14 protein-coding genes and 3 pseudogenes are annotated in these 23,468 nt (G+C 70.1%); 12 read left to right on the forward strand and 5 right to left on the reverse strand.

The features are described 5' to 3' along the window. Positions 1-65: 65 nt before the first annotated feature. The gene (locus ACIGWZ_RS04315; RefSeq protein WP_400060627.1) at positions 66-362 is read right to left on the reverse strand and encodes a hypothetical protein; all 297 of its coding nucleotides are present in this window, start codon (positions 360-362) and stop codon (positions 66-68) included. Between the two features lie 1,761 nt (positions 363-2,123). Between ACIGWZ_RS04315 and ACIGWZ_RS04320 the strand changes: the two genes are divergently transcribed. Beyond that, positions 2,124-2,792 (forward strand): HAD family hydrolase, encoded by a 669-nt coding sequence (locus ACIGWZ_RS04320; protein WP_400060629.1) that lies wholly within the window; start codon positions 2,124-2,126, stop codon positions 2,790-2,792. Between the two features lie 41 nt (positions 2,793-2,833). Next, positions 2,834-3,012, forward strand: a pseudogene (locus ACIGWZ_RS04325) (IS5/IS1182 family transposase); the annotation flags it as partial. Between the two features lie 72 nt (positions 3,013-3,084). Here the strand turns inward: ACIGWZ_RS04325 and ACIGWZ_RS04330 are convergent. Continuing rightward, a complete protein-coding gene (locus ACIGWZ_RS04330; protein WP_400060631.1) occupies positions 3,085-7,944 on the reverse strand; it encodes a DUF4132 domain-containing protein in 4,860 nt (1,619 codons plus the stop codon). A gap of 313 nt (positions 7,945-8,257) precedes the next feature. Here ACIGWZ_RS04330 and ACIGWZ_RS04335 point away from each other — a divergent pair, with 313 nt between their 5' ends. From ACIGWZ_RS04335 to ACIGWZ_RS04350, 4 genes are all read left to right on the forward strand, one after another. Further along, complete coding sequence (locus tag ACIGWZ_RS04335; RefSeq protein WP_400060633.1) at positions 8,258-9,049, forward strand: hypothetical protein; 792 nt, start codon at positions 8,258-8,260, stop codon at positions 9,047-9,049. A gap of 108 nt (positions 9,050-9,157) precedes the next feature. Beyond that, on the forward strand, positions 9,158-9,637 hold the full coding sequence (locus tag ACIGWZ_RS04340) for a hypothetical protein (RefSeq protein WP_400060634.1): 480 nt from the start codon (positions 9,158-9,160) through the stop codon (positions 9,635-9,637). 315 nt (positions 9,638-9,952) lie between these two features. Continuing rightward, the gene (locus ACIGWZ_RS04345) at positions 9,953-10,117 is read left to right on the forward strand and encodes a hypothetical protein (protein WP_400060636.1); all 165 of its coding nucleotides are present in this window, start codon (positions 9,953-9,955) and stop codon (positions 10,115-10,117) included. Positions 10,118-10,674: 557 nt separating this feature from the next. After that, positions 10,675-12,183, forward strand: a complete 1,509-nt coding sequence (locus tag ACIGWZ_RS04350) for a DUF4246 domain-containing protein (protein ID WP_400060638.1) — start codon at positions 10,675-10,677, stop codon at positions 12,181-12,183. A gap of 7 nt (positions 12,184-12,190) precedes the next feature. On the opposite strand, the pseudogene ACIGWZ_RS04355 reads toward ACIGWZ_RS04350, so the two are convergent. Beyond that, positions 12,191-12,568, reverse strand: a pseudogene (locus tag ACIGWZ_RS04355) (transposase family protein); the annotation flags it as partial. Positions 12,569-12,750: 182 nt separating this feature from the next. After that, positions 12,751-13,098 carry a hypothetical protein gene (locus ACIGWZ_RS04360; protein ID WP_400060640.1) on the reverse strand — a complete coding sequence of 116 codons (348 nt, stop codon included), beginning with the start codon at positions 13,096-13,098 and terminating at the stop codon, positions 12,751-12,753. Positions 13,099-13,272: 174 nt separating this feature from the next. Between ACIGWZ_RS04360 and ACIGWZ_RS04365 the strand changes: the two genes are divergently transcribed. The 3 genes from ACIGWZ_RS04365 to ACIGWZ_RS04375 are packed head-to-tail and all read left to right on the forward strand — an operon-like array spanning position 13,273 to position 17,440. Continuing rightward, positions 13,273-15,264, forward strand: coding sequence for a protein-arginine deiminase family protein (locus tag ACIGWZ_RS04365; protein WP_400060642.1), 1,992 nt, complete (start codon positions 13,273-13,275; stop codon positions 15,262-15,264). Positions 15,265-15,320: 56 nt separating this feature from the next. After that, positions 15,321-16,769 (forward strand): sensor histidine kinase, encoded by a 1,449-nt coding sequence (locus ACIGWZ_RS04370; protein ID WP_400060644.1) that lies wholly within the window; start codon positions 15,321-15,323, stop codon positions 16,767-16,769. Further along, positions 16,766-17,440: a response regulator gene (locus tag ACIGWZ_RS04375; RefSeq protein ID WP_400060646.1), complete on the forward strand. Its 675-nt coding sequence runs from the start codon at positions 16,766-16,768 to the stop codon at positions 17,438-17,440. The genes ACIGWZ_RS04370 and ACIGWZ_RS04375 overlap by 4 nt, the downstream gene beginning before the upstream one ends. A 207-nt stretch (positions 17,441-17,647) precedes the next feature. On the opposite strand, the gene ACIGWZ_RS04380 is transcribed toward ACIGWZ_RS04375, so the two are convergent. Further along, complete coding sequence (locus ACIGWZ_RS04380; RefSeq protein WP_400060648.1) at positions 17,648-18,490, reverse strand: hypothetical protein; 843 nt, start codon at positions 18,488-18,490, stop codon at positions 17,648-17,650. Positions 18,491-18,734: 244 nt separating this feature from the next. Between ACIGWZ_RS04380 and ligA the strand changes: the two genes are divergently transcribed. The 3 genes and pseudogenes from ligA to ACIGWZ_RS04395 all read left to right on the forward strand — a co-directional run. Then, a complete protein-coding gene (gene ligA, locus ACIGWZ_RS04385) occupies positions 18,735-20,780 on the forward strand; it encodes an NAD-dependent DNA ligase LigA (RefSeq protein ID WP_400060650.1) in 2,046 nt (681 codons plus the stop codon). Between the two features lie 290 nt (positions 20,781-21,070). Continuing rightward, positions 21,071-22,999, forward strand: a complete 1,929-nt coding sequence (locus ACIGWZ_RS04390; RefSeq protein ID WP_400060652.1) for a DUF4157 domain-containing protein — start codon at positions 21,071-21,073, stop codon at positions 22,997-22,999. Positions 23,000-23,042: 43 nt separating this feature from the next. Beyond that, positions 23,043-23,348: pseudogene (locus ACIGWZ_RS04395) on the forward strand (transposase); the annotation flags it as partial. Positions 23,349-23,468: the final 120 nt, after the last annotated feature.

Here is a 23,468-nt window from a genome sequence, read left to right on the forward strand (position 1 = left end):
AAGGGGATTACCACACTACTCACCAGCAAAGGGCGGGTGGCCTCTTCTCGGTCATAGGCGCGACCTCATCGACCGGCCACATCCGCCAGCTTCTTGCGGAGCTTGGCGATCTCCTCGTCGCGCCGGGCCTCGCCCGGTGTTGAGGTCCCGTGCTCAGCAACGTGGCTGTCCCATTCGACGAGGATGGTCGTGGCCCGGTTCATGGTGGCCCGGCTGACCTGGGCTTCCCGCCAGAGGTTCTCCTTGGTGAGCCGTCCGTCGGTGCGCTGTGGTTTGCCCTCGAAGAGCCTCTGCATTGCGGCCCGGAGGGCGGCGGCGGCCTTGGCCGTGAAGCCGCCGGGCGGTTCGGTGTCCTCGGGCAACTCGCGCAGGATCGCAGCGAGCTCCGCCGCGTCGACGTCATCGGCGGTGAGGTCGTCCTGGACCTGCTGGAGGGCCAGGGAGGCGATGCCGACCGAGGCTCGGACACGCTCAGGCGCGCTGACGTGCGTTTGACAACGAACTCAGCCGTTTCGGCTCTCTTGACGGTGAACCTGGTCGTGCGGGGTGAGCACGCTGGGGGCGCTGTATGGCCGTACCGGCTGGGGCGGACGGGGCCGTGCCGTTCGTCGAGGTGTCATGCGTGGATGCCGCAGGCCGGCGTCCGTGGCGTCCCCTGCTGGACTGCGCGACGGCCAGGTTCGATGACGCGGCTCCGGTACGCCCGTCTCGGTGGCCTTCTCTTCAGAACGGGCCGCAGAGGATCGTGGGCGGTTTCGCGCTGGCCAGAGCCACCAGCATCAAGTCCGCGACGCGTTACAGCACACCACGTGTAGGTGACCGCTGGCCCGGCCTTGCAGGCGGTACCCAGTGAGGCGAGCGCGAGCGGCTGGTGGAACGTATTGGGGAAGCGGACAACAGTGTCGGGCTTCCCGATCGCGAGTGCTGAGACGGGGAGCCCAACCGCTTCTGCTCGATGACGCGCAGCTCGTAGTCACCAGGCACCCGCGTGACGGCCGCCGCGATCGGCGCGTCTTTCGCCAACTGCCAGCAGCGAAAGGGATCTTGACTACCGGACTGACCTGCCAAGCTCAGGAAAAGCTCAGATCAATCATGCAGTTCCGGTGCACTGCGCCAGGTCCTCCATGGGATACTTCGAGCGCGCTCCGCATCCCCCGTCGGAGCGACGGACCGCCGTCGGGCTCCCCCGGCGTGTGGTTCCGTGCGGCCTCTTGCGCGACGAAGGGGGTGACAAATGAATGATCGTCAATGCAAGCCCAGTAAGCTCTGGACGAGCCCTGAGAAGTGGCAAGTCTGGATCGGACTGCTCGGCTTACTCGTAGCGATCACCGGATGTGTGGGTCAGTTCGTCCAGTAGGGCGCCCACCCATGAGACGGTCGCGACCGGCGCCGCACAAGCAGCGAGCCCGGTCGATACGTAGGCGACCGGGCTCGTGAACTGCGCGGAGGGTCTGACTCTGGCTGGTACCCGGAGTCGGGCCCTTCGTCGTGACCGGATGACACCCCGCTCACGACGCTTCGAATAGTACAGGGCGCGGCACCTCTCGGTTAAGTTATTCGCGTCATTGCTTCCTGTATCGGAACAGCTCAGAGCACGTCCGCGTCCAGCGGGAAGAACGGCCGGTCGAGACTACCGGTCTCTATATAGGGCCCCCTCGTCCAGCGGGGCCGTGGAGGGGCTCGGGCCCCCGTGGCCACCGCCCCGCCGACCGGCTTCCAGCCAGGCGGCGGCCGCACTCAGCCCAGAGTCCCGGCCAAGAGCACGGTGTTCTGGACGCCCACCGAGCCAGGAGGTCACCAGATCAGCCTCCCGTTGACATCCAACCCAGTCGTCCCAGGTCAGCGCGCTACGCACGACGAACTTCGCTGTCGAAGGACAGTTCCTTCGACGGGTCCATCGACGGGTTGGTGTGTTCGACCGAGCAGTGCACCCAGCCGTCAGCAAGTTGCCGTCGCGGTTGGTCATCCCCTCCGTCGTCCGGACAGCCTCGTACCGGTTGTCGCCGTCCGTCGGTGCGGCGGCACCGCCGTCCGGGCAGGGGCACGAGGTTGCTGCTCATCAGCGAACCCCTTCCTAAGGGCTGTCCCGTAATCGTCTGGCAGGTGCCTGGCATGATCGACGTGTGACCAGTGAATCTGCGCAGTCAGGCCGCTCGAGGTACGTGCTGTTCGATGTCGACGGCACGTTGATGGACGCGGTGAGCAACCAGCGCCAGGTGTGGCGAGCGTGGGCGAAGCGATACGGGCTGGATGCGGACGAGGTGTACCAAGTGGCCCTGCGGACGCGGCCGATGGAGACGTTCGCTGCGGTCTCGGGGAACCTTGATCCGCATGAGTGCCTGGCCGCGCTGCACGAGTTGGAGGACGAGGATGTGCGGTCCGGCGTCTATGCGGCCTTCGACGGCGCGTCAGAGCTGCTGCGTAGTCTGCCGACGGAGTCCTGGGCGCTGGTGACCTCGAACTACGAGCACCGGGTGCGCGGCCGTTTCCTGAGGACGGGCCTGCCGGTGCCGGGCGTGATCGTGGACGCGGCCACTGTTGAGGAGGGCAAGCCCTCTCCCGTTCCGTATCTGTGGGCCGCTGAACGGCTGGGTGCCGAGCCGGAAGACTGCCTGGTCATTGAGGACGCACCGTCCGGAGTGCAGTCCGGACTGCGGGCTGGGATGACGGTGTGGGGCGTGAACGCCGCGGTCGCGGTGGAGGGCGTACACCGCCACTTCGACAGCCTGCGTGAGGCGGTCCCGCACATCCTGGCCTTCGCGTCCGGACCGCATGGGCATGCCACGGCCTGAGCCCGTCCGCCGGCATCGGGCATCACTGGGATGATCTTCGTGTGGCTGGTGTGATCACGGCGTCCGAGCCGCCCTGGACAGCCCCGTTCGCCGGGCCGAGCCCGCGCTGAGCCGACAACTCATCACCGCGCTACGGCGTGAAGGCGCGGACGTGATGCGGCGGGGACGGCCGTGGAGTCTGCCGCTGGAGGACCAGGTGTGTCGGGGCAGGTGGTGGCGAGGTCGCGGAGGGATAGCCCATGCACCTCGGCAAGACCTGCGAGCTGGCCCCACCCGCACACCTCCGGGAACGTCACTCCAGCCCGGCCGCGGCCTCCAGTGGCTCGGACGAACGGAGGAAGCGCAGGTCCTCGATGACCAGGGCGACATCGGTGGCGCCTCCGCGGCGGAGGGCCGGGGCCAGCGCGGACAGGTCGGACCAGCGGGACGGGCGGAGGTGGACGCGGTAGCCGTCTCCGGCGGGCTCCAGGGTGAGGGCTTCGCCGATGGCGAGCCTGCTCTCCGGGAGATGGGCCGCGATCGCTCCGGCGGCCCGTTCCAGGGCGGTGACCGAGGTGACCCCGGCGGCGATGGGCAGGGTCGTGTCCGGGCCGGTGACGTGTTCGTGCAGGTCACGCAGGCGGGTGGCGGCGGTCGTACGGGCGGGGTGGTCCTTGGGCAGGCGGTCCGCCAGAAGCCTCGCAGCGCGGGCGAGGTGACCCAGCGGCGGTACGGACGGACGCTCGCCTAGCAGGGCGATCAGCGCCTCCAGGGCGTCCTCGGCGCCGGAGGCGAGGGTGACCCACTGCTCGGTGGTGAGCGGGGTGAGCCTCGGGTGGCGTTCCGTCCAGTACGCGACCGCCCGGTCCAGGTCGGGGCCCGTACGCCAGAGGTCGGCGGGGTCGTCGGGCATGAGCAGCTCGACGACTTCGACGGCCTCGTCGGTGGTGGTGAGCGCCTCCAGCGAGAGCGCGGCGATGCGCAGTTCGCTCTCGGTCAGGTCGAGTTCGCGGGCGCGGGCGGCGTCGCCCTTGCGGAAGGCGGCGACGCGGCCCCGCGCCCAGCCGTCCGGCCAGGAGAGCGCGCGCGCCGAGGTGGACAGCAGGATCAGGCACTGGGCCGGTGACAGGCCGGTGGCCTCGGCGAACGCCCGTACGGTCGCCTCCCGGTCCACGGGCGGCGGGCCGTTCTCCGAGATCAGGTCGAGCGCCCGCCGGAGCCGGTCCGGGTCACCCCAGCCGCGGCAGGTCCGCAGCTCGACGGCGCGGTTGCGGGTGAACAGGAGCGGGTCGGGGCCGTCCGGGGTGTAGAGGAGCGCCGTGACGGCGTACCCGTGCCCCACCTGCTCGTAGTCGGCGACGGCGGCGGCCGCGATGGGTCCGCGGCCCGAGCGGATCTGCCCGAGGTCGTACTCCGGGCGCAGCCGGGCGACGTGCCAGGTGCCGTCGGTACGGAGGAGTTCGGGGACGGCGGCCAGTTCCAGAAGGTGCGCGCGCCCGCCGCCGTTGCCCCACGCGGCCTTCAGGACGGCGGCGCCGAGGCGGCCCAGCGTGTTCTCCACCCCCTTGACGGTGGGGGCGTTGAATATCGCGACCTTCTTGTCGTACGGCACATCGACGGCGGCACGGGTGAAGTGGACGATCCTCTCGTACGCGGACTCAGGCCCCGGATCGTCCGGCTCGGGGGACTTCTCGGACTGGACGGTGGGTGCCGCGGAGGCGGGCGCCGGGCGCAGGTGGGACGGCGGGGTCAGCGCCAGGCGTTCCAGCAGGGCGAACGCGCGCTCGCGGCATTCGACGGCCGTCCACACCAGGAACGTGACGCCCTTCCAGAGCGACTCATCGGTGATCTCCGGCAGGAGCGGGCGGAGCCGCCCCGCCAGCTCGTCGCGGACGGCGTCCTTTTCCGAGTACCCGCTCTCGGGGTCCAGCACCCGCATGAGGTCGGCGGCGAGCGCGGCGTCCGCGACGTCGATCAGGGCCCGCGCCTTCTTCTCGTCGACGGCGCGCAGCGCCCTGGATCCTTCGGGGTCGCGCGGCCGCATCGCCGACCACCGGCCGGGAGGCGCGGCCAGACGGGTCCCGGAGGCGTAGCGGTGGTGCTCGACCACGCCGATGTTCTCGGCGCCGAGGTGCTCGGGCACCTTGCCCCAGCCGCGGACGTAGCGGCCGATGGTCCGCCCGGCCGAGTCCCGCAGCTCGATGATCCGGCCCTGGCCGCGCCACACGGTGGCCTCGGCGCCGCCGGGGAAGGCGACCCGTTCGCCGTCGGCCGGTACGACGCGGCGGGCGGCGGGGTGCGCGCTGCCGTGCGGGCAGTGCGGGCCGCCGTGGTCCAGTACGGTCACCCGGCCGTTCACGGCGATCAGGCAGCGGTCGTAGAGGTCGCGCGCCTCGGTCCGTTCGTGGGACCGGCTGGAGACGGATTCGTACGTGCCGAAGCCGTGGGACGGGCCGACTCCCTCCGGTGTGACGACGGAGGCACGGAACTTGTGCTCCCAGAGCCGGCCGGACTCGATCAGGAGCAGATCGGTGCCGCTCTCTTCCAGGTAGTCGGTGAGGGTGCTGACGTGGCCGGGGACGAAGGCGGGCAACTCCAGTTCGTCGAGGACGCCGCCGCTCAGCGTGGTGGCGAGGGCACGGGCCGGGTCCGTCCCGGTCGCGATCGTCCGGACGCTGTCCAGGAGGGGGCCGGGGACTCCGGCGAGGGTGAACCGTTCGGCGTCGCACAGGGCGGCGTGCGCGTCCGGAAGCCCTTGATTCGGGAGCCGCGCGGCATGCTCGGCCAGGATGGCGGCGACAATCCGCGCCGTTCCCGGTGTCGCGGTCAGGGCCCGTACGGTCTCGGGGGCGGTCTGCTTCGGGACGGCGGGCTCGGTGACGTTGAGCTGGTTGGTCACGTTGCCCACGATCGCGTCGCGCAGCAGCGGAGCCCAGTCCGGGTCGGCGGCAACGGCGGCCAGGTCGGTGCCCGCTCCGGAGGCGAGCCGGTCGTACAGCTTGAACGTGTGCAGCAGCCGGGGCCGCGCGAGCGGGACGCCGCGGTCCAGGAGGAGATCGAGGAGTGGGAGGTCGGCGGCGGTCTCCTCCCAGCGGTTGACCTCGTCCTCGTCCACTCCCAGTACCGCCTCATGGTCGTCGCAGGTGAGGCCCTCCGCGCGCAGCCGCGTACCGGCGTCGTGCAGGAGGTCGCCGAGACCGGCGACGGGGAGTGCGAGCCCCGCGTACAGCTTCAGGAAGCGGCCGAGCCAGTCCTTCGCCGCCGCCCCCGTCAGCCCGGGGGACGTGGTGAACGGGGCGGTCAGGCCCGCGCCCGCGAGGTTGCCGAGGAGGAGTGACACTGCCGCGCTCTTCGCCTTGGGGGTGTCCTCGGCGGGCAGCGGCAGGATGCCGAGGAGCGCGCGGCCGATGCCCGCGTCCGCCCGTGCCATCGGGCCGAGCAACGGAAGGACGAACTTCCAGAAGGCCTGCGGTGCCGACCCCGTGCAGCCGCTCTTCAGCAGGGCCCGTACGGCGCGTTCGTCCTCGGGCCCGCCGAGCGCGTGCCCGGCGGCCTTCGCCAGCGCCGCCCAGCCGTTGACCAGGGCCAGCGCGCCGTCCGCGCCGTCCGGGACTTCCTCGCACCACTCGGTGAGCAGGTTGCGATGCCAGCGGTACGCGCCGGGGGAGGGGTGGCGGGCGGCGAGCCGCTTGCCGTGCTTCTTGAGCGTGGCCGTTCCGGCGGCGTCCGGTCCCGCGGCGAGGTGCGCCGCGAGGAGCGCGGCCTCGTCGACCGGCAGCGCATGCGCGTCCTCGGCGGCGCGGGCCTTCTCGAAGAAGGCGGCGGCGAAGCGGGCGCTGCCCGCGGCGGCCAGGATCCGCGCGCACTCCTCGTAGAACGGCGGCAGCAGCTCGGGCGCGTGCGTCTCCAGGTCGTCGCCGGTACGGGTGAGCGCGGTGCGCGCGAGGCCGGGCTTGCGGGCGGCGAGGCCGCGGGCGGCCCGCAGGTCGGTGTGCGCGGCCAGGATGCGGGCGCGGTGCGCCGGGTACCGGTGCAGGGCGGAGGTGAGGAAGCCGAGCGGGCCCGCGTGCACGGTGCCGACGCCGGTCCCCGCCACCGGGTCCAGGTCGTACAGCGACTTCTCGGCCTTGTCGCCGTCGACGGCCGCGTGCCGGACGAGTTCGACGACCGGCTCGTCCAGGACGGAGTGCTCGTAGCGGACGGCGACGCACGTGTCCTCGTCGGAGCCGGCGGGCGTGCCTGGCAGTACTGCCCCGGCGCGCAGCAGCACGTCGCGCGTCGGGCCGGGGATGCCGGAGGGCACCACGCGGCCGGGCTCGCCTCGGTGGGCGTCGCAGTATGGGGAGTACGCCTCGGCTGCCTCCACCACCGACTCCGTCGCGTCCACGGTGCGGTCCGCGTACAGAGCCATGAGAATGCGGACGCCCTCGGACCAGGCGATGTCGCCGATCTCCCGGCCGCCCGCGGTGAAGCCCAGCCACGCCATGTAGGCCGGGCTCATCGGCCCGCTCCAGTGCAGGTCGATCTCGATGCCGAGCGGCTCGGGCGCGTGCACGGTGAACCTCGCTCTGTCCCCCTTGATGCGCCCGCCCAGCTCGTGCACGCGGCGCTCGAACGCGGCGCCGCTCTCGTAGCGGGCGTCCATGTATCCGAAGGTGTCGACCACGCCGAAAGTACGGTCCATGCCCGCGGGACGCGTCCACACCTCGCGGCGTACCTGCTCGACGACCTGCGTGAGGTTCCGTCCCCGCCAGATGGGCAGCTCGTCGCCGAGCAGCACCGGGTGCGGGATTGCGAAGGCGTCCGTGCCCGTCCACGCGCCCTCGCGCAGGAGCGTGCAGCGGCCGAGGTCGGGCGCGCCGTCGACGATCGGGGCGATGACCAGGTCGGTGAGCGTCTCGCGCCACCCCGGGTCGTCCCACACGGCCGCGAACACCGCGGCCGGGACGGGCAGCGACCGCACCATCCAGGACTCGACCCGGTCGTGCACCGCCCGCGCGTGCTCGCCGAGCCGGTCGCAGAGGGCGGCGAGCCGTACCGCGGTCGGATCCTTTCTGACGTTCGCGGGCACCTTGGCCAGCACGCGGCCCGCGGCCGTCCGGCAGGCGAGCACCGGCCGCCGCGTCCCCTCGACGGTGAGCTCGTGGCCCGTCGCGATCCCGATCCATCCCATGGCGCGCCATTATTGATCATCCCTAGGACACTCGGTGGGGGATCGGACAAGGGCACCTGGAAGGCGTCCGAACCTCAACGGAGCCTGGCCGAGCACGGGTTGGTCCTCTCGGCGGGCAAGATGTCCGGGCTGTGGTCTGGTCAGCCGGTCTCAGCAGCGGGTGCGGGGGCGGAAGCCACCGCGACTGGGGACGAGCCGGAGTCCTTCCTGCCTCACCTCCGCCACCAGCAGCTGGGGCCCGGCCCGAGCAGCTGGGGCCCGGCCCGCCTACCCGCTGTGTTCCCGCCTGCCGACATGGAGCAGGGTGGGGGTCATGCTTGCGGATCATCAGGAGTACGACGTGGTCGTCACGGCCGTAGCCCCAGTGGGGACCGCCGTCCACGCGGACGGGCACGACGGTTTCATCGATCAGGCCAAACACCCTTCATGGTGGTCGGACACGCCCCGCGCCGCGGTCGGCGACCGGATGCGCGCGGTGGTACTGGACGCCGCCAGGACCCCGCCACGGTTCAGCGCTCTGTCGAGCGACATCCAGACAGCCCGAAGTCTGCGCCATACCGAACCGCTGGTGCGTCTCTGCCCGCCGCCCGGGAGCGGCCGAACCGTGAAGTGGGCCCCCGTGGAGGAGGCGTTGGGCGTCGCCCTGCCGGGCGACTACAAGCGGCTCGTTCAGACATACGGCGGTGGGCTCTTCGCGGGGGTGCTCTGGCTATTGGAACCGGACTGCCCGGATGCGATGTACGACCTGGTCGCCCAGACCGCGGAACGCGAGGAGATCCTTGCCAAACTCTGGGAAGTGGGTGTGGACAAGCCGTCAGAACTCCATGAGGGCAACGCCAGGCTTGTGCCCTGGGGGTATGCGGAGGGTAATGGGCATGTCCTGTACTGGCTGGTTCGGCCCGGTGTCGAGCCGGAGGAATGGACCGTCATCCTCAATGAGGGGCGTGGCCCCCTCTGGGAGGCCTCTCCCATGTCGTGCAGTCAGTTCCTCCTCGAGGTGATGGCCGGCACGACGGCGTCGTTCTACTTCACCGACCTCGACGACATCGTTGACCCGGAAGAAAGGACTCGTTTCGTTCCCCATGCGCAGATCCTCAGCCAGTAGGACAGGGCTCTCGTTCGCCGCGGAAGGCGCTCGCGGTGCAGATGAACGTCGGCGCCACCCTGCGTCCGGTGGCCGATGGCCGTCCATGAATACAGATACGTTAGTGACATGTCGTACGAAAACCAGCCTGGTTGGAACGCGCCCAACCCCAACGCCCAGCACACCAGTCCGCCGTACCCGCCAGGCGCCTACCCGCCGCCAGGCCCCTACCAGCCCTATCCCACCGGACAGCTGCCCATGCCGGGATCGGTGCGCGCCGCACGGGTGTTGGCATACGTGGCCGCGGGGCTCGCCGCGCTCGGAACGGTGGTCGCCGGCGTGGTGGCGGGCCCCGAGGCCGCGGGTGCTGCGCTGGGCTCTGCGATACCGGCCATCGGGGTCGCCATCTGCGCGCTGCTCTTCGCCGGCTCCGGTTCGGGTGCGAAGATCACCGCCATCGTCTTTGCATCGTTCATGATTCTTTTCGGCCTCGGCACCGTGGGACGTGGCATCCCACTGGGGATCGTCCACCTTGGCCTGGGCATCGCCATCGTGACTACGCTCTCCCAGCGCCAGTCCGGCGACTGGTTCCGCCGCCCACGGCCCTGACGATGAGAACGGCGGCCGCGGCAGGCTCACTCAGTACAGCCCCGCATCGGGCACCTTCACGCGCGCGGTGAGGCAGTCGTCGTCACCGGCGCGCAGCCGTGCCGGGTTGGACAGCCCACCCCTGCCTGCTCCCCGCCCTTGACCCCCATCGCATCGGTTCTGGCGGATCCGCCACAACCGTCGAGCCTCTGACCTGCACCGCTCATAGAATCGGCCCCTCATCTGAGGGGCCGTTCGCCTTTCCTGGGCTTCGTTGTCAGTGGTGGGCTCTACCGTGGTGGCACGGCGCTTGGCAGACGCAATAGGGGAGGCGGCATGCCCGAGTGGGTTCTGGCGATACTCGTTCCGGTCGGTCTGCTGGCTGTGGGCCTGGGGACGTTCTTGGTCTGGGCCCGCCTGGGGACGAAGGAGCCGTTGCATCACGACAACCAGATGCCGGAGACCCATTTTCGACAGGGTGGTGGTGCCGGCGGCGGCTGACCGGCGGCGTCCGGCTCGGCATGGCCGGCCTTACTTTCTGGCCCGAGTTGCCCCCACCTGCGGGGCACATGGGAGCGTTCGGGGGTTGTTCCGGCTTGAGTTGGCCCCACCTCGCAAAGGGGTCTGGGACGCTCGCGGTAGGTCGCCGTGAGGGGGCGATGCCAGCTGGCGTCCTCGAAAGAAGAGCTGTTCCTGCTGATCCGCCGGGACTCGGGGGACGACCAGATCCCGAGCCGAGGCAGTGGCTGGGTAGCCGTTGGCACCCTGAGCTTTGGCCGGCGGCCGCTACCCAAGCGAGTAGGCAGGACCGCCAGCCACGGCATTCGTCACCCTCCGCACGGCCGGAGTGAAGCACATCACGGCCGGCCTACGCCGCAACGCCAGCAACCCCGCCTTCCCCTCGCGCTCTTCGGCCTCGGATGAGTGCGAACCGGACATCACGCGACTACGTCGAAGCCCTGGCCCCCGGACCAGCGATGACAGGGACCACAGCTGCGGTGTCAGTCTGCTGAAGTATCCTTCCCGCCACCGCACATCGATGGGGAGGACCAAGAGAATTGAACGGCCTGTCTGCGTTCCCGCTGCCCTTTCATGCCTCCCGTTCCATAGCGTTCGCGACACCCCGAACGCTGCGGGAACTTCAGATGATGCAGTGCAGCGCCCACATTCGGGCGAAGCCGGGGTGGTTCGACAAGATGAACGATGCCGACATCGTCGCCAGGTGGACGCAAGAAGCGGTCGCCCAAGGCCTCACCGAAGCGCAGGTTCGGTACGTGCTTGCCGAACTCCTGCATTACGCCGCGCTGCGGGACGGACGAACCGGCGTCGAGGTGTCCGCCGTCGACGGGGTGTGGCAGTCGGACACGCTGGTCGACGACAAGCTCAGATCCCGGCTGCGCGAGGCGGTTCGGGTTCTGGAGCAGGTCCCCGAAGCAGAACAGGACTGGCATCCCGGATCCGACGGCCAGGTACTGGATCTGGTTCATCCCTCACTGTTCTGCCTGGTGAGAGAGGTGAGCGGTGCGCCCGAGAGGGCTTGGCGGAACCCAACGGACCGCTACTCGAAGTACGAATTCTCGGAGAAATTCCAGTGGCTACCCACGGACGTCGACGTCAGTGACGACGGCGATGTCGTCTTCCGTTCGTACGTCAACAACGTCCACCCCGAGACTCATCGCGAACTAGCCTCTGTCCTACCGGACTTGTTCGCGCGCTTGAGCCCGCTGTTGGAGAACGTGCTCACCGATTTGCGCCATCCGCGGCCCCTGCGGATCGAGGCCGATCCTTACGGGTGGTACGACTCGAAGCCGGAGTATCCGGACAGATCCTCCTACGGTGATGAGGGGGCCTACGCAGAAGCCATCGGTGCATGGGAAGAGGCCCAGGACGACTGGTGGGAAAATCGCCGCCCGGCCATCCCGGACGCCCCGGCCTTCACCCCGCCCGGGCTGCCCGATGAATCCGCCCGAGTCGACCTGCGCGGCCGCCGTCTCCAGGTCATCGTCAAGCTCGCCACCATTCATCTCACCCCGGACAAGCCCGAGTACCCCGGCGGTTCCTGGCATGTCGAGGGGATGATGAACGAGCGGATCGTCTCGACCGGCATCTACTACTGGGACAGCGAGAACATCACCGAAAGCCGGCTGAGTTTCCGGGCGGCACTCGACGACCCGAACTACGAACAGAACGACGACAACGGCCTGCGTGAGGTCTACGGCCTGGAGAACGAAGACGCACTGAACCAGATGCTGGGATCGACGTCGACCCCAGCGGGCCGCTGCCTGGCGTTCCCGAACATCCTGCAACACCGCGTCGGCGAATTCCGCCTCACGGACCCCACCCGCCCGGGATATCGCAAAATTCTCGCGTTCTTCCTGGTCGATCCGTCGGAAAAGATCGTCTCGACATCCGATGTGCCACCGCAACAACCATGGTCCGACACCTCGACCATGACGCTTGAACAGGCCAAGAACTACCGCGAACAACTCATGCAGGAACGCAAGTTCTTCGTCGACGAACACAACGAGCAGCTCTACGAACGAGAATTCTCCCTCTGCGAGCACTGAACCTCTTCTATCCTGAATACATGCAGGTCAGGAGGGTGTGGACGGCCTGGACGATGGTGCCGATGCGGCGGGTGGAGCATCTGCCCGCCGGAGCAGTCGCCAGGTTTTCAGCTGTGCGAAGGCACGTTCTCAAGGAGCCCTCAGCCGGGCGTGATCACGGTTGAGGGCTCCTGGTAGTGCTCGGGCTGTTCGTGGTGGTGGTAGTAGGGGGTGCGAACGGTGGCGCCAGCTCCCTGAGAGGCCAGGTCCGCGAGCACGAGGATCTGCCGGGTCAGGCACGCCTGGACGATGCCGTGGGCTCGTGCTGCCGTCAGGTCGTGGGTGCGCCCCGGTGTCGCACGCGAGAACCGGAGTGGGTTCCGTCCGGCCGTGCCATGACCATCAACAACCTCACCACCAACAACACACAACCTCACCACCAACAACACCCTCGGCGCACTGATCGGCTTCTCCTGCACCGCCGCAGTCCTCGCCCTCGCCAGACATGTCTCGCATCCGTGGCACCATAGTTGACTGCTGAATCGACCGGGGAACCCGAGTAACACTGGGGAAAATCGCTGATCCCCATCAGAGCAGCGCGACGGACAGTCGCTCAGGGTGCGCGGTCCACAGAATTTGAGCCAGAACCGGTACTCGTGAACAAAGCCAGCGCGCAAGTATCCAGGTCCACCGCCGGCTGGTGCGGGGAAGGTGGCGCACACTTCGAGGTGGGAGCATCGCAGGTGCTTCGGGGCCGTCGGCGTACTGGAGGACATTGACGTCTCCGTTGGTGTAGCTGCTGACGTAGACGGCGGCGCCGAGGTGGTCGCGCAGGCCGGTGAGGGTCTGTTGGAGGAGCTGGGCGCGCTTCCAGGGCCTTGAGGAGTGGCCGAGACACGTCTCGGGAGCGTGCTGAGCATCTGGCCTTCCGGTCACGGCTTGCACCTCCAACGACCGCACCCAGGCTCGAGCCACTGTCAACCGTGGCTGCCCGCGGCCGGGGCGAGGGCTCACCGACCGCCGAAAGGATGAGGCGGCTGCCGTCTTTTCGGACGGCACCCCGCCGTCCGGCGGATGCCCGGCGCTCTTCCTGGCGCGGAGGGTGGGGGCATGGACCACGACGCCTTCCCGCCCACCTTTCCCGACCGCCGCGTCTCCCACCCCGAAGAGAGCCCGTGCCGTGCGCGCCGCCGTCCCCGTGCGGCGAGAGCGGGTGTCTTCGGGGCGGCCCTGCTCGTGGCCGCGACGGGGGCGTTCCTGGCCCGTCCGGCGCACGCAACGCTGGACGGGCCGGCGCTCCGGGTCGACACGGACCGGAACGGTCGGCTCACCCCGGCCGACGACCCCGGCAAACACGCGTGGACCCGAGGGCGCGGTGCGCTGATGCTGCCCAATGTGGACGACGACCAGCGGCGCTGTCCCACCGTGGGCCGTGCGGGCGCGCGGCTGCCCGACGACCGCCTCGCCGCCTGCCGCGATGCCGCGGACACTGTCGTCAACGGGAAAGCCGATCTGGCCGACCTCGCCCCCGCGCGGATCACCGCCGACCCCGGTGCCGAGGCCGGAACCACGGCCACCGTCGCCGCAGACCCCGGCTCCCGGGACCATGTCGGGATCTTCGCCGAGCGTCACGGCCGGATGGTCCGGCTGGAGCCCGGGGACCGGCTGACCACCCGGGAACTGCGCCTCGGCGTCCGGCTGGGTGTCGAGGCACGGGACTTCGTGCGCGACCCGAAGCTGTGGAACGGCTTCGCCGACCTCGTCCTGAGGGTCGACCGCGGCGGTGCGACCACCGAGGACCGGGTGCGGCTCCGGGTCGCACCGCTGGTGTTCGCGAACGACTTGATGCCGCTGCGGCGCATGATGATGGCCGATCACACCACCAAGCCGGTCGATCTGGAGCGCGGCAAGCGCTACGACCCCTCCGTACAGCCACCGCCCGCGCAGCCCGGGGAAGCCGCGTTCCGCCGCGACCTGCGACGCGGCCTCGACCGAGCCGGACTGCCCGCCCCCCTGTACAACTACCCCACGGGCGGCGATGTCTGGATGCAGGACCTGTTCAAGACCGCCTACGCCTCCATTCCCGCCCCCGGAGGCCGGGAGCACCGCGTCACCGTCGTCGTGCGGTCCGCGGACGTGATGCCGGGCACGGCGACCCGTGCCTTCCCCCTCAGGGACGCCTCGCGCAGCGCGTTCCCACTGCTCCGCGGCCCCGGTACGGGAGTGCTCCAGCAGTACGACCCCCGACGCGTCGGCAGCGACGACAGCCAGTATTACGGCTCCTTCAGCTCCACCGGGAACTTCGGCACCCTCCCGCCCTACACCTGGCGTGGCCATCGTTACCCGGTCGGGCGGATGGTCTACGGCGGGAACGGAGGCATGGAGTCCCCGGACCCGTCGTTCCTCCGGATGCTCGCCGCGCAGGGATACCAGCGGCCGATAGCGCTGGACACCAGTTGGCTGGGGGTCGGCCACATCGACGAGTTCCTGTCCTTCGTCCCGGCGCGGAACGCCCGTGGCTGGGTGGCCGTCGTCGCCGACCCCGGCCTCGGCCGGAAACTGCTGAGCGACCTCGCGAAACACGGTCAGGGCGGCCGACCGCTGATCCGCGGTATCGCCCCGAAGGACACCGAGGACCCCGGACTGACGATCGCCGGCGCGCTGCGCAAGCCCTCCCTGACCCGTGGCACCGAGATCGCCCGGCACGGCATCGACGCCGCGCTGCGCACTCTGCGCAAGCGCGCCGGACTGACGGAGCACGACATCGTGCGTGTCCCCGCCGTGTTCAACGTGATCGACGTGCCTGCCGGATATCCGCGGCACGACGTGGTCGCCAACTACCTGCCCGGCGTGGCCAATGGCGTCGGCACCGGCACCGGCGTCTATATGGCGCCGCGCCAGCACGCCCCGCGAGCGGGTGGCCGCGACGTCTTTGAGCGGGCTGCCGAGAAGGCGCTGAGCCGGAGCGGTACCCGGATCGCGTGGGTGGAGGACTGGGACTACGCGCACCACCGCGGCACGGTCGGCGGAGAAGTGCACTGCGCGACCAACGCGTTGCGCAGCCTCTCCGGAACCCGGCCGTGGTGGACGGAGCGGGACTGAGCCCGGCCCCGGGCCGCCGCTGGACCCCACTGCCGGGTCTCATAGGGTCGGCATTCATGAGCGACCGATACCTGTCCGGCATGCGCATCCTTGGTGGATTACTGCTCCTGGGCGTGGCTGCCGCCGCCTGGGTGACCGCGCCCGCCGCGGGCCTCGCCATCGTCGCTGTGGGACTGCTGACGACCGGTGCGGCACTGGCGACAGCGGTCCGCCTGCCACGGCGCCGGTCGGCCCGCCGGTGGACGGGGCCGGCCGCCGCCACGGCCTCTGTGGTGGTGACGGCCTGCTATCGGGGCCCGGCCGTCAACGCCACGGGGTGGTGGTGGGTGCTGGAGACGCTCGCCCTGCTCGCGCTCCTGGTGCCGACGGTTCGCCGGACGAGGGGCAGGGGCAGGACGGCGGTGTCCGCCTTCGTGCAGGTTGCCGCGATCGCAGTACTGCCGGTGCGGATCGGCCCGCATCTGACCCCGCCCGCGGATCCGGCGGAGACCGCGGTGCTGTGCCTGCTCTGCTCCCTGCTGGCGGCAGGCGCCGCCGCGTCCGGCTGCTATCTGCGCGGTGTGGACTCCAGAAGGCGCCGGGCCATCGCCGCACACCGCCGTGAACACCGTCTCGAAGTCGCCCGCGATCTGCACGACTTCGCCTCGCACGACGTCATGGGGGTGGTGGTCCTCGTGCAGGCAGCACAGCTCCTGGCCCGGGAAGACCCCGCGCGGGCAGTCGAGCTGCTGCCGCGGATCGAGGAGGCGGGCATGCAGGCACTGGCCGCGATGGACCGTACGGTGCGGACGCTCAACGGCGACGGCGACGGCGACGGCGACGGCGACGGCGACGGCGACGGCGAGGGAGAGGGAGAGGGAGAGGGCGACGGAGAGAGGAGCAGGGAGGGACGCGGCGTCGGGGACCGGGGCCGGGCAGCCGAAGCGGCACCGGCGGGCGGCCTGCCCGCCTCGCCCCCTGGGGGGCCACCCCGTCCCGACCTCCCTGAGCGCCCTCGCCACCGGCGGCGGGATCTGTCCGAACTTCCCGAGCTGGTCGCCCGGTTCACCCGAACCGGGACCGTCCCTGCCCGTCTCGACGTGGCCGTCGGCGCGCTGGACGAGCTGCCCCGGGAGGTCAGTGCCCTCGGCTACCGCATGGTGGTGGAGTCGCTCACCAATGTGCGTCGCCACGCACCCGCCGCCACCGACGTCGACATCGCCGCCGGCCGCGTGCGGTACCGGGGCGGTGCCGCGCTCCGCCTCACCGTCACCGACACGACCGGGGCCGCGTCTGCCGCCCGGACCTCACCGTCTCCGGGGCGCGTGGGCGGGGGCGAGGGCCTGGCCGGTCTCACCGAACGGGCCGAAGCCCTCGGCGGCTCGCTGGCCGCGGGGCCGCACGGGACCGCCGGCTGGCAGGTCACGGCCACGCTTCCGCTGCCTGACAGCGCGCCACCGACGACGGACCCGCACGAGCGAACGAGCCTCGCGCGGTACGCGGCACCCGAGGGGACGCCGGCATGATCACTCCTGGCACCATCCGGATCCTGCTGGCGGACGACCAGGCGAGTATCCGCAACGGATTCCGTCTCATCCTGGACGCCCAGCCCGACATGACCGTGATCGCCGAGGCGGCCGACGGCGTCAACGCCCTCGACACCGCCCGGCGCCTGCGCCCCGACGTGGTGCTCGCGGACATCCGGATGCCGCACCTCGACGGCCTGGAGCTGACCCGGCGGCTGGCCGGGGCCGATGCGGACCCACCCCTGCGGGTCATCGTGGTCACCACCTTCGACCTCGATGCCTACGTACACGCCGCCCTCCGCGATGGAGCCTCGGGCTTCCTGCTCAAACGCTCCGGTCCCACGCTCCTGGTCGAGGCGGTGCGCGCGGCGATGTCCGGTGACGCGCTCATCAGCCCGCAGATCACCGCGCGCATGCTGCACCGGCTCGCCCCGCCCGCGACCCGGGCGGGGTGCCCACCCACCGAGGCGTTGACGCCGCGTGAGGAAGAGGTCGCGGTACTCGTCGCCGGGGGACTGTCGAACACGGAGATCGGCGAGGAACTGTTCATCTCCCTCGCCACCGTCAAGTCCCATGTCGCCAACCTCCAGCGGAAGCTGGCAGTCCGCAACAGAGTGGGCGTCGCCGCCTGGGCATGGCAGTCCGGCCTGGCTCCGGCCGATCAGCTCTGAAACCGGGCCGCCGCCCGACGGTCGCCGACCACCACCCTCCCGGTACCACTCGTCTGCCCTTCGCTCTCGATCTCGACGGGCACTACGCCCGGTTGCTCATGGACGTCCTTGCCGACGGGCTTGCCGGGCCGGGGCGAGAACGCTGAGCGGTGCGGGCGGATCGGCCCCGGCCGGTGGGTCTGCCGGAGCTGACCCCGGCCGTGCGCTTCAGAGGTCGTCCGGTGCGTTGTCGCCGAAGAGATAGGTGCGGCCGCCGGTGCGGACGGGGCGTCCGGTTGGCAGAGCGGCGGGCAAGGCGTCCGGGAGGGGCACGTGCGACCAGTCCACCTCGGCCGTCCAGTCGGAGGTCTTGCGCAGGCCGGGCTTCACCTTCCGTACGGCGACCGGATCGCCGGGGACATGGACCTCAACCGAGATGTCCTCGTCGGGCGCCGGGTCGAAGTCCGGGGACTCCGGATCCCAGTAATCCCGGAGCTCCTCAGGGCTCAGCTCGTCGAACTCGGCCTCCCAGGGGTACTCCCGGACCCACGTGTCAACGGTCCGGCGGACATCCGCCGGGTCATTGAACAGCCAGGCACACTCCCGCCGGTCGCCGCTGTTGTTGACCATGCTGTCGTGGCGGAGGAGGAAGAACGCGTGGGGGTGCTGGGAGGCGGGCGGCGACGTGAGGGGTGCCGGCGGCCGGGCGCCGAGGTCGGTCAGCCAGGTGGCGGCGACGGTATCGGTGGGGTCCAGGCGGAGCGCCGTACGGAGGGCGGCGAGGGCCGCGGCGTCGTCGCCGAGGACCGCTCGCGCCAGGCCGAGGGCGACGGCGGCCAGGTTGTCGGACGGGCTGAGGTCCAGCGCGCGTCGGGCGGCGCGGGCGGCGTCCTCGGCCAGTGCGCGGCCTCGGGACTCCTCCTCGGGCAGGGCGACGGGCAGCTCTTCCTGCTCCCACCACGTCCCGTACCGGCTGGTGCGTAGGTGCGCGTGCAGCTTCGTGGCCGTCCGAACTGCCAGGCACAGTGCTGCCGTTGAGTCGTCGGACGTGTCCCCCGTGTAGGGCGTCATTCGGCGGATCCTAGCGGGGCCGGTGGTGCGCCGACGGGCCGCCGTCTGCACGCGCGGCGGCGAAAGAGGGTGACGGCTCACGCTGCCTCCCGGCAAGATCCCGGCATGTCTACCGAAGTGAGCGGGACAACGTCCGCTGGTGGCGGACGTATCCGCACGCCGGCATGACGCCCACCGGAGACCTGATCGTCGGCATCCTCTACCAGCGGAAGCCGATGTCAGACCCCTGCGCAAGGATCAGCCCATGACGACTGCCGCATCTGCTCTTTCGCCGACCGACCGCGCCGCCTACGACCGTGCGGTCGAGGAGGCCCTCGCCGCGAGCGCGGCGTATTACGGAGACGGGAACACCCCTCTCGACGACGCTTCCTACGATGTCCTCGCCCGCGGCATCGCCGCCTACGAGCAGGCGCACCCCGACCACGTCCGGGCCGATTCGCCCACCGGGAAGGTCGGCGGCGGCATGGCTCCGGTGGGCGATGTGGTGCACACCGTGGCCATGCTCTCCCTCGACAACGTCTTCGACGCCGAGGGCCTGGTGAAGTGGGACGCGTCCCTGGCCCGCCGGATCGACCACCCGGTGGAGGGCGGCTACGCGGTGGAGCCGAAGCTGGACGGGGCCGCGATGGCGGCGCGCTACCGCGAGGGACGCCTCGTGCAGCTCGTCGGACGCGGAAACGGCACGCATGGTGAGGACCTCAGCCATGCGATCGGCTCGATCGTCGGCCTTCCCACCCAGGTGCCCGGCGGCGCCACCGTGGAGATCCGTGGTGAGGTGCTGCTGACCCGAGAGCAGTTCGAGAAGGCGAACGAGATACGCGCCGCGCACAGCGCGAAGGTCTTCTCCAACCCGCGCAACGGCACGGCCGGAACCCTGCGGGCCAAGGACCGGCCGTACACCATCGAAACCACCTTCTTCGCCTACGGGGCGGTGGAGCTGGACGGCGTCGGCTTCCTCACCGGCACCAGCCATGAGGCCGTCATGGGCCAGGTCGCCGCCCTGGGTGTGCAGACCACCGCCGCCACCGACATCGGGCTGCGCGTGTACGCCACCCCGGCCGAGGCGCAGGCCCGCGTCGAGGAGATACAGCAGCTGCGCGCCGAGTTGCCGTTCGGGATCGACGGGGTGGTCATCAAGGCCAACGCCCACGCCGAGCAGCAGGCCGCCGGTTCCGGCACGCGTCACCCGCACTGGGCCATCGCCTACAAGCTGCCGCCCGTGGAGGCGCAGACCAAGCTCCTCGCGGTCGAGTGGAACATAGGCCGCACCGGGCACATCGCCCCGCGCGCCGTCCTGGAGCCGGTGGAGGTCGACGGCAGCACCGTCACCTACGCGACGCTGCACAACCCCGCCTTCATCCGCAACAGCGGCCTGAAGGTGGGCGACACCGTCCTGCTCTACAAGGCAGGCGACATCATCCCGCGCGTCGAAGCGCCCGTGGTGGCGCTGCGTACGGGCGAGGAGAGCGACATCGTCCTGCCCGAGGCGTGCCCGGGATGCGGCGGGGATATCGACAAGTCCGGCGAACGATGGGAGTGCGCGGGCGGGGCGAGTGGCGGGTGCGGGAAATTGCCGTCCTTGAAGTACGCCGTGGGCCGGGACCAGCTCGACATCGACGGTCTGGGTGTGACCTATCTGGAGGCTCTCGTCGAGGCCGGTCTGGTCGACGACGTCGCCGATCTGTTCTTCCTCACCCGGGAGCAGCTCGCCGAGGCGACCGGAAGCGACAAGCGCGCCGACTCGCTGCTGGTCCGGCTCGCCGAGGCGAAGGAGCAGCCGTTGAACAGGGTGTTCTGCGCGCTGGGTGTGGTGCGGACCGGCCGGACGCTCTCGCGGGAGATCGCCCGTCACTTCGGCACGATGGACGCCATCCGGGCTGCCACGCCGGATGAGCTGACGGAGGTCAAGAAGCTTCCGGGGGCCAACGCCCCGAAGATCGCGGCTCACATCGCCACACTGGGCCCGGTCATCGACAAGTTGGCCGAGGCCGGGGTGAACATGGTCGAGCCCACCGCCGACGAAGCGGACACGGGAAGCAAGCCGCTGGCGGGCGAGGCGGTCGTCGTCACGGGTGGCATGCACGGGCCGCTGGCCGGCCGCAACCGCAACGAGATGAACGAGCTCATCGAGCGCGCGGGCGGGACGGTCTCCAGCAGCGTGTCGAAGAAGACGACCATCCTCGTCGCGGGCGAGGGAGCCGGGTCCAAGCTGGCCAAGGCCGAGCAGCTCGGCACGAGAGTGCTCACGGAGGACGAGTTCGCCGCGCTGGTCGCCGACTACCTCGCCTGATCCATCCTTTTGCCGCGGGCGGGGCGGCCCACGAGCCGCCGCGCCGCGCACCGGCCGGCAGCTGTTCGGTGTGCACGGAGCAGCGCACCAGCCGCACTCACGGGGTACTTGACCTCCGGAGCGGAGCAGGGGACGTGCCTGCCCTCATCGACGGGGCTACCGGGCAGACGACGGGACACACCGTGTCGTGCCCGTCCGGTCAGCCGATGCTGCCCGGCCGTACCTGGCATCAGCGGGTCCCGCAGCGTATTCAGAAGGAGTCGGCGAACCCACAGCAACGGGAGAATCCCTTGCACGATCACGAGAACGTCAAAGACTCCAGGGCCGACAGCGCCCGTACCCCGGCCCGCAAGCCGGTCCCGCCCGCACAGCTGCGCGGTCTGCCGGGTTTGCAGGCCACGGCCGGCAATGCCGCCGCCGTACAGATGCTCCGCCAGGGCGGCCACGCCTGGGCCCAGGACCGGCACGAGCGCGACCCCGGCCACCAGCAGACCGAACCCGCCACGCCCGCGGTGCAGCGCTCCGCCGTCCACGACGTCCTCCGCACGCCCGGACGGCTCCTCGACGACGCCACCCGCACCGACATGGAGAACCGGCTCGGCGCGGACTTCTCCGACGTCCGCATCCACGACGGCAGCGCCGCGAAGGCTTCCACCGCCGAAGTCGGCGCCCGCGCCTACACCGCAGGCAACCACGTCGTCATCGGCGAGGGCGGGAGCGACCGCCATACGCTCGCGCATGAACTGACCCACGTCATCCAGCAGCGGCAAGGCCCGGTCGCCGGCACCGACAACGGCGCCGGCCTCAAAGTGTCCGATCCGTCGGACCGGTTCGAGCGGGAGGCGGAGGCGACGGCGAAACGGGTCATGAGCGAGGCGCCCGCGCCGGTCCAGCGCTCCGCCACCGACACCGGCGGACATCCACACACCGCACCGGCGGGCACTGCCCTGGACTCCCCGCCCGTACAGAGGGTCAGCAACGGGAAGAAGAGGCAGGAGCGGAAGAGACAGCGGCAGGAGCGCGAGCTCGGCGCGGAACTGCGTGGTGTGGAGGCCGATGGCGCGGCGGTCGGCAGCACGGAATTCGAGGAATTCGGGAACACTCACCGTAACCCCACGGTGAACCCCGATGCTTCGGGAGAAGAGGCCGGGGTCCACATGGCAGGCGCGCGCGTGGAGGACGCGCCCATCGTGGACCGGTTCCGGCACGCCTTCAATCAGCTGGAGAGCTGGTGTACGCATCTGCGCCAGGAAAGCCCCGAGACGTACGAGGCCGCGTCAAAGAAGTACGACCTGGAAATGCGGCACCGCTTCACCAAGGAGATCAAGGCGCGGACCAAGCAGTACAAGGCTGCGTTCCGCGACCTGAACAACGACCTGTACGCCATGGAGGCCGAGAAGGTCCATTTCGAAGAGTTCGTGGAGGAGCGGGCCGACGAACTTCGCGATCAGCTCAATCAGTTGAGCCAAGCTCACGCTCGACCTGGCGCGGGGACCCGTGAGATCCACGACTCGGTCACCGAGGACACCTGGCGGAAAATCTGGCACGAGCGCATCACGCAGGTGAACATTGTGATCGGGAGCATCTGGCCCGAGTACCAGAAGGCACTCGACGCATGGGTGGAGAAGAACTCCCGGATTCGGAACAAACAGCCGGTGGGGAAGCTGGAGTACATCGGAAGTCTTGCCAAGGGATACAAAGGACCCCCGAAACAGCATGTCCGCTACATCCCCGAGGACTTCGACGTGGACGCCAATCTCCACGCCCCGGCCCTCGCCGAATACGCGCAGCGCGTGGACAAGCTGACCCCGGACCGGGAACGGATCTTTGGGCGCCATACGAGCATCAAGCCGTTGATCGCCTTCGCGGACCGGGTGCAGAAGGAACTCGTCAGCCGTATCGACGGTATCGCGGATGACCCCAACGACCTCTTCGACGTGGCCATTCACGCGCCCGAGACGGTCCTTCAGAAGGAAGAGCGGGAACTCAACGAGTCACTGTATGCGGTACGGGCCAAGGGCGGCCGACACTTCAGCGAGCTCGTCGGGCAACTGAGAAGTGCCGGACTGATTCCCAAGGAAGACGATGTTCCGGCCGCCTTGCCGCCCGAACTGCGCGGAAAGCAGAAGGCACAGCTCAAGAAAGTGGTGGAGGAGTGGGCCCAAGGCAAGCCATTCCGGGAAAACTCGAGTTTCGCGGCGCTGGCACGGAGCCTGTGAGTCACCTCGACGATCACGGCCCAAGGCCTGCCACGCCCACCCACGCCCGCGAAGTGAAGCAGCGTCACCCCGCGCCGGTGCGAGATCGTTGTGCGACCCCTCGAACGGCAGCGGCAATACCGGCTCGGCCGGGATATTGCTGCGCATGCCGATTGAGGAGGACATGTGTCGAGCGCGTGAATGGCTCATCCCCGCCCGCGACCTCGTCCGCATCGCGAAACTGCGGTGGCGCATCGAGCACGACTACCGCGAGCTGAAGACCGCCCTCGGGCTCGACCACTTCGAAGGCCGTTCGTGCACCGGCCGGCACCGATACGTCACCTTCGTCACCGCCGCCCACCTGTTCCTGCCACCAACCCACCACCCCATGGCAGCCCTACGACACCGCCTAACAAAGCACTACCAGGCGGACCCCGATCACCTGCGCGGCGCGCATTCATCGTCCGAACGCCCAGCACATGGCTGGGAG

The sequence above is a fragment of the Streptomyces sp. NPDC053427 genome (assembly GCF_044544985.1).
Taxonomy (GTDB): Bacteria; Actinomycetota; Actinomycetes; order Streptomycetales; family Streptomycetaceae; genus Streptomyces.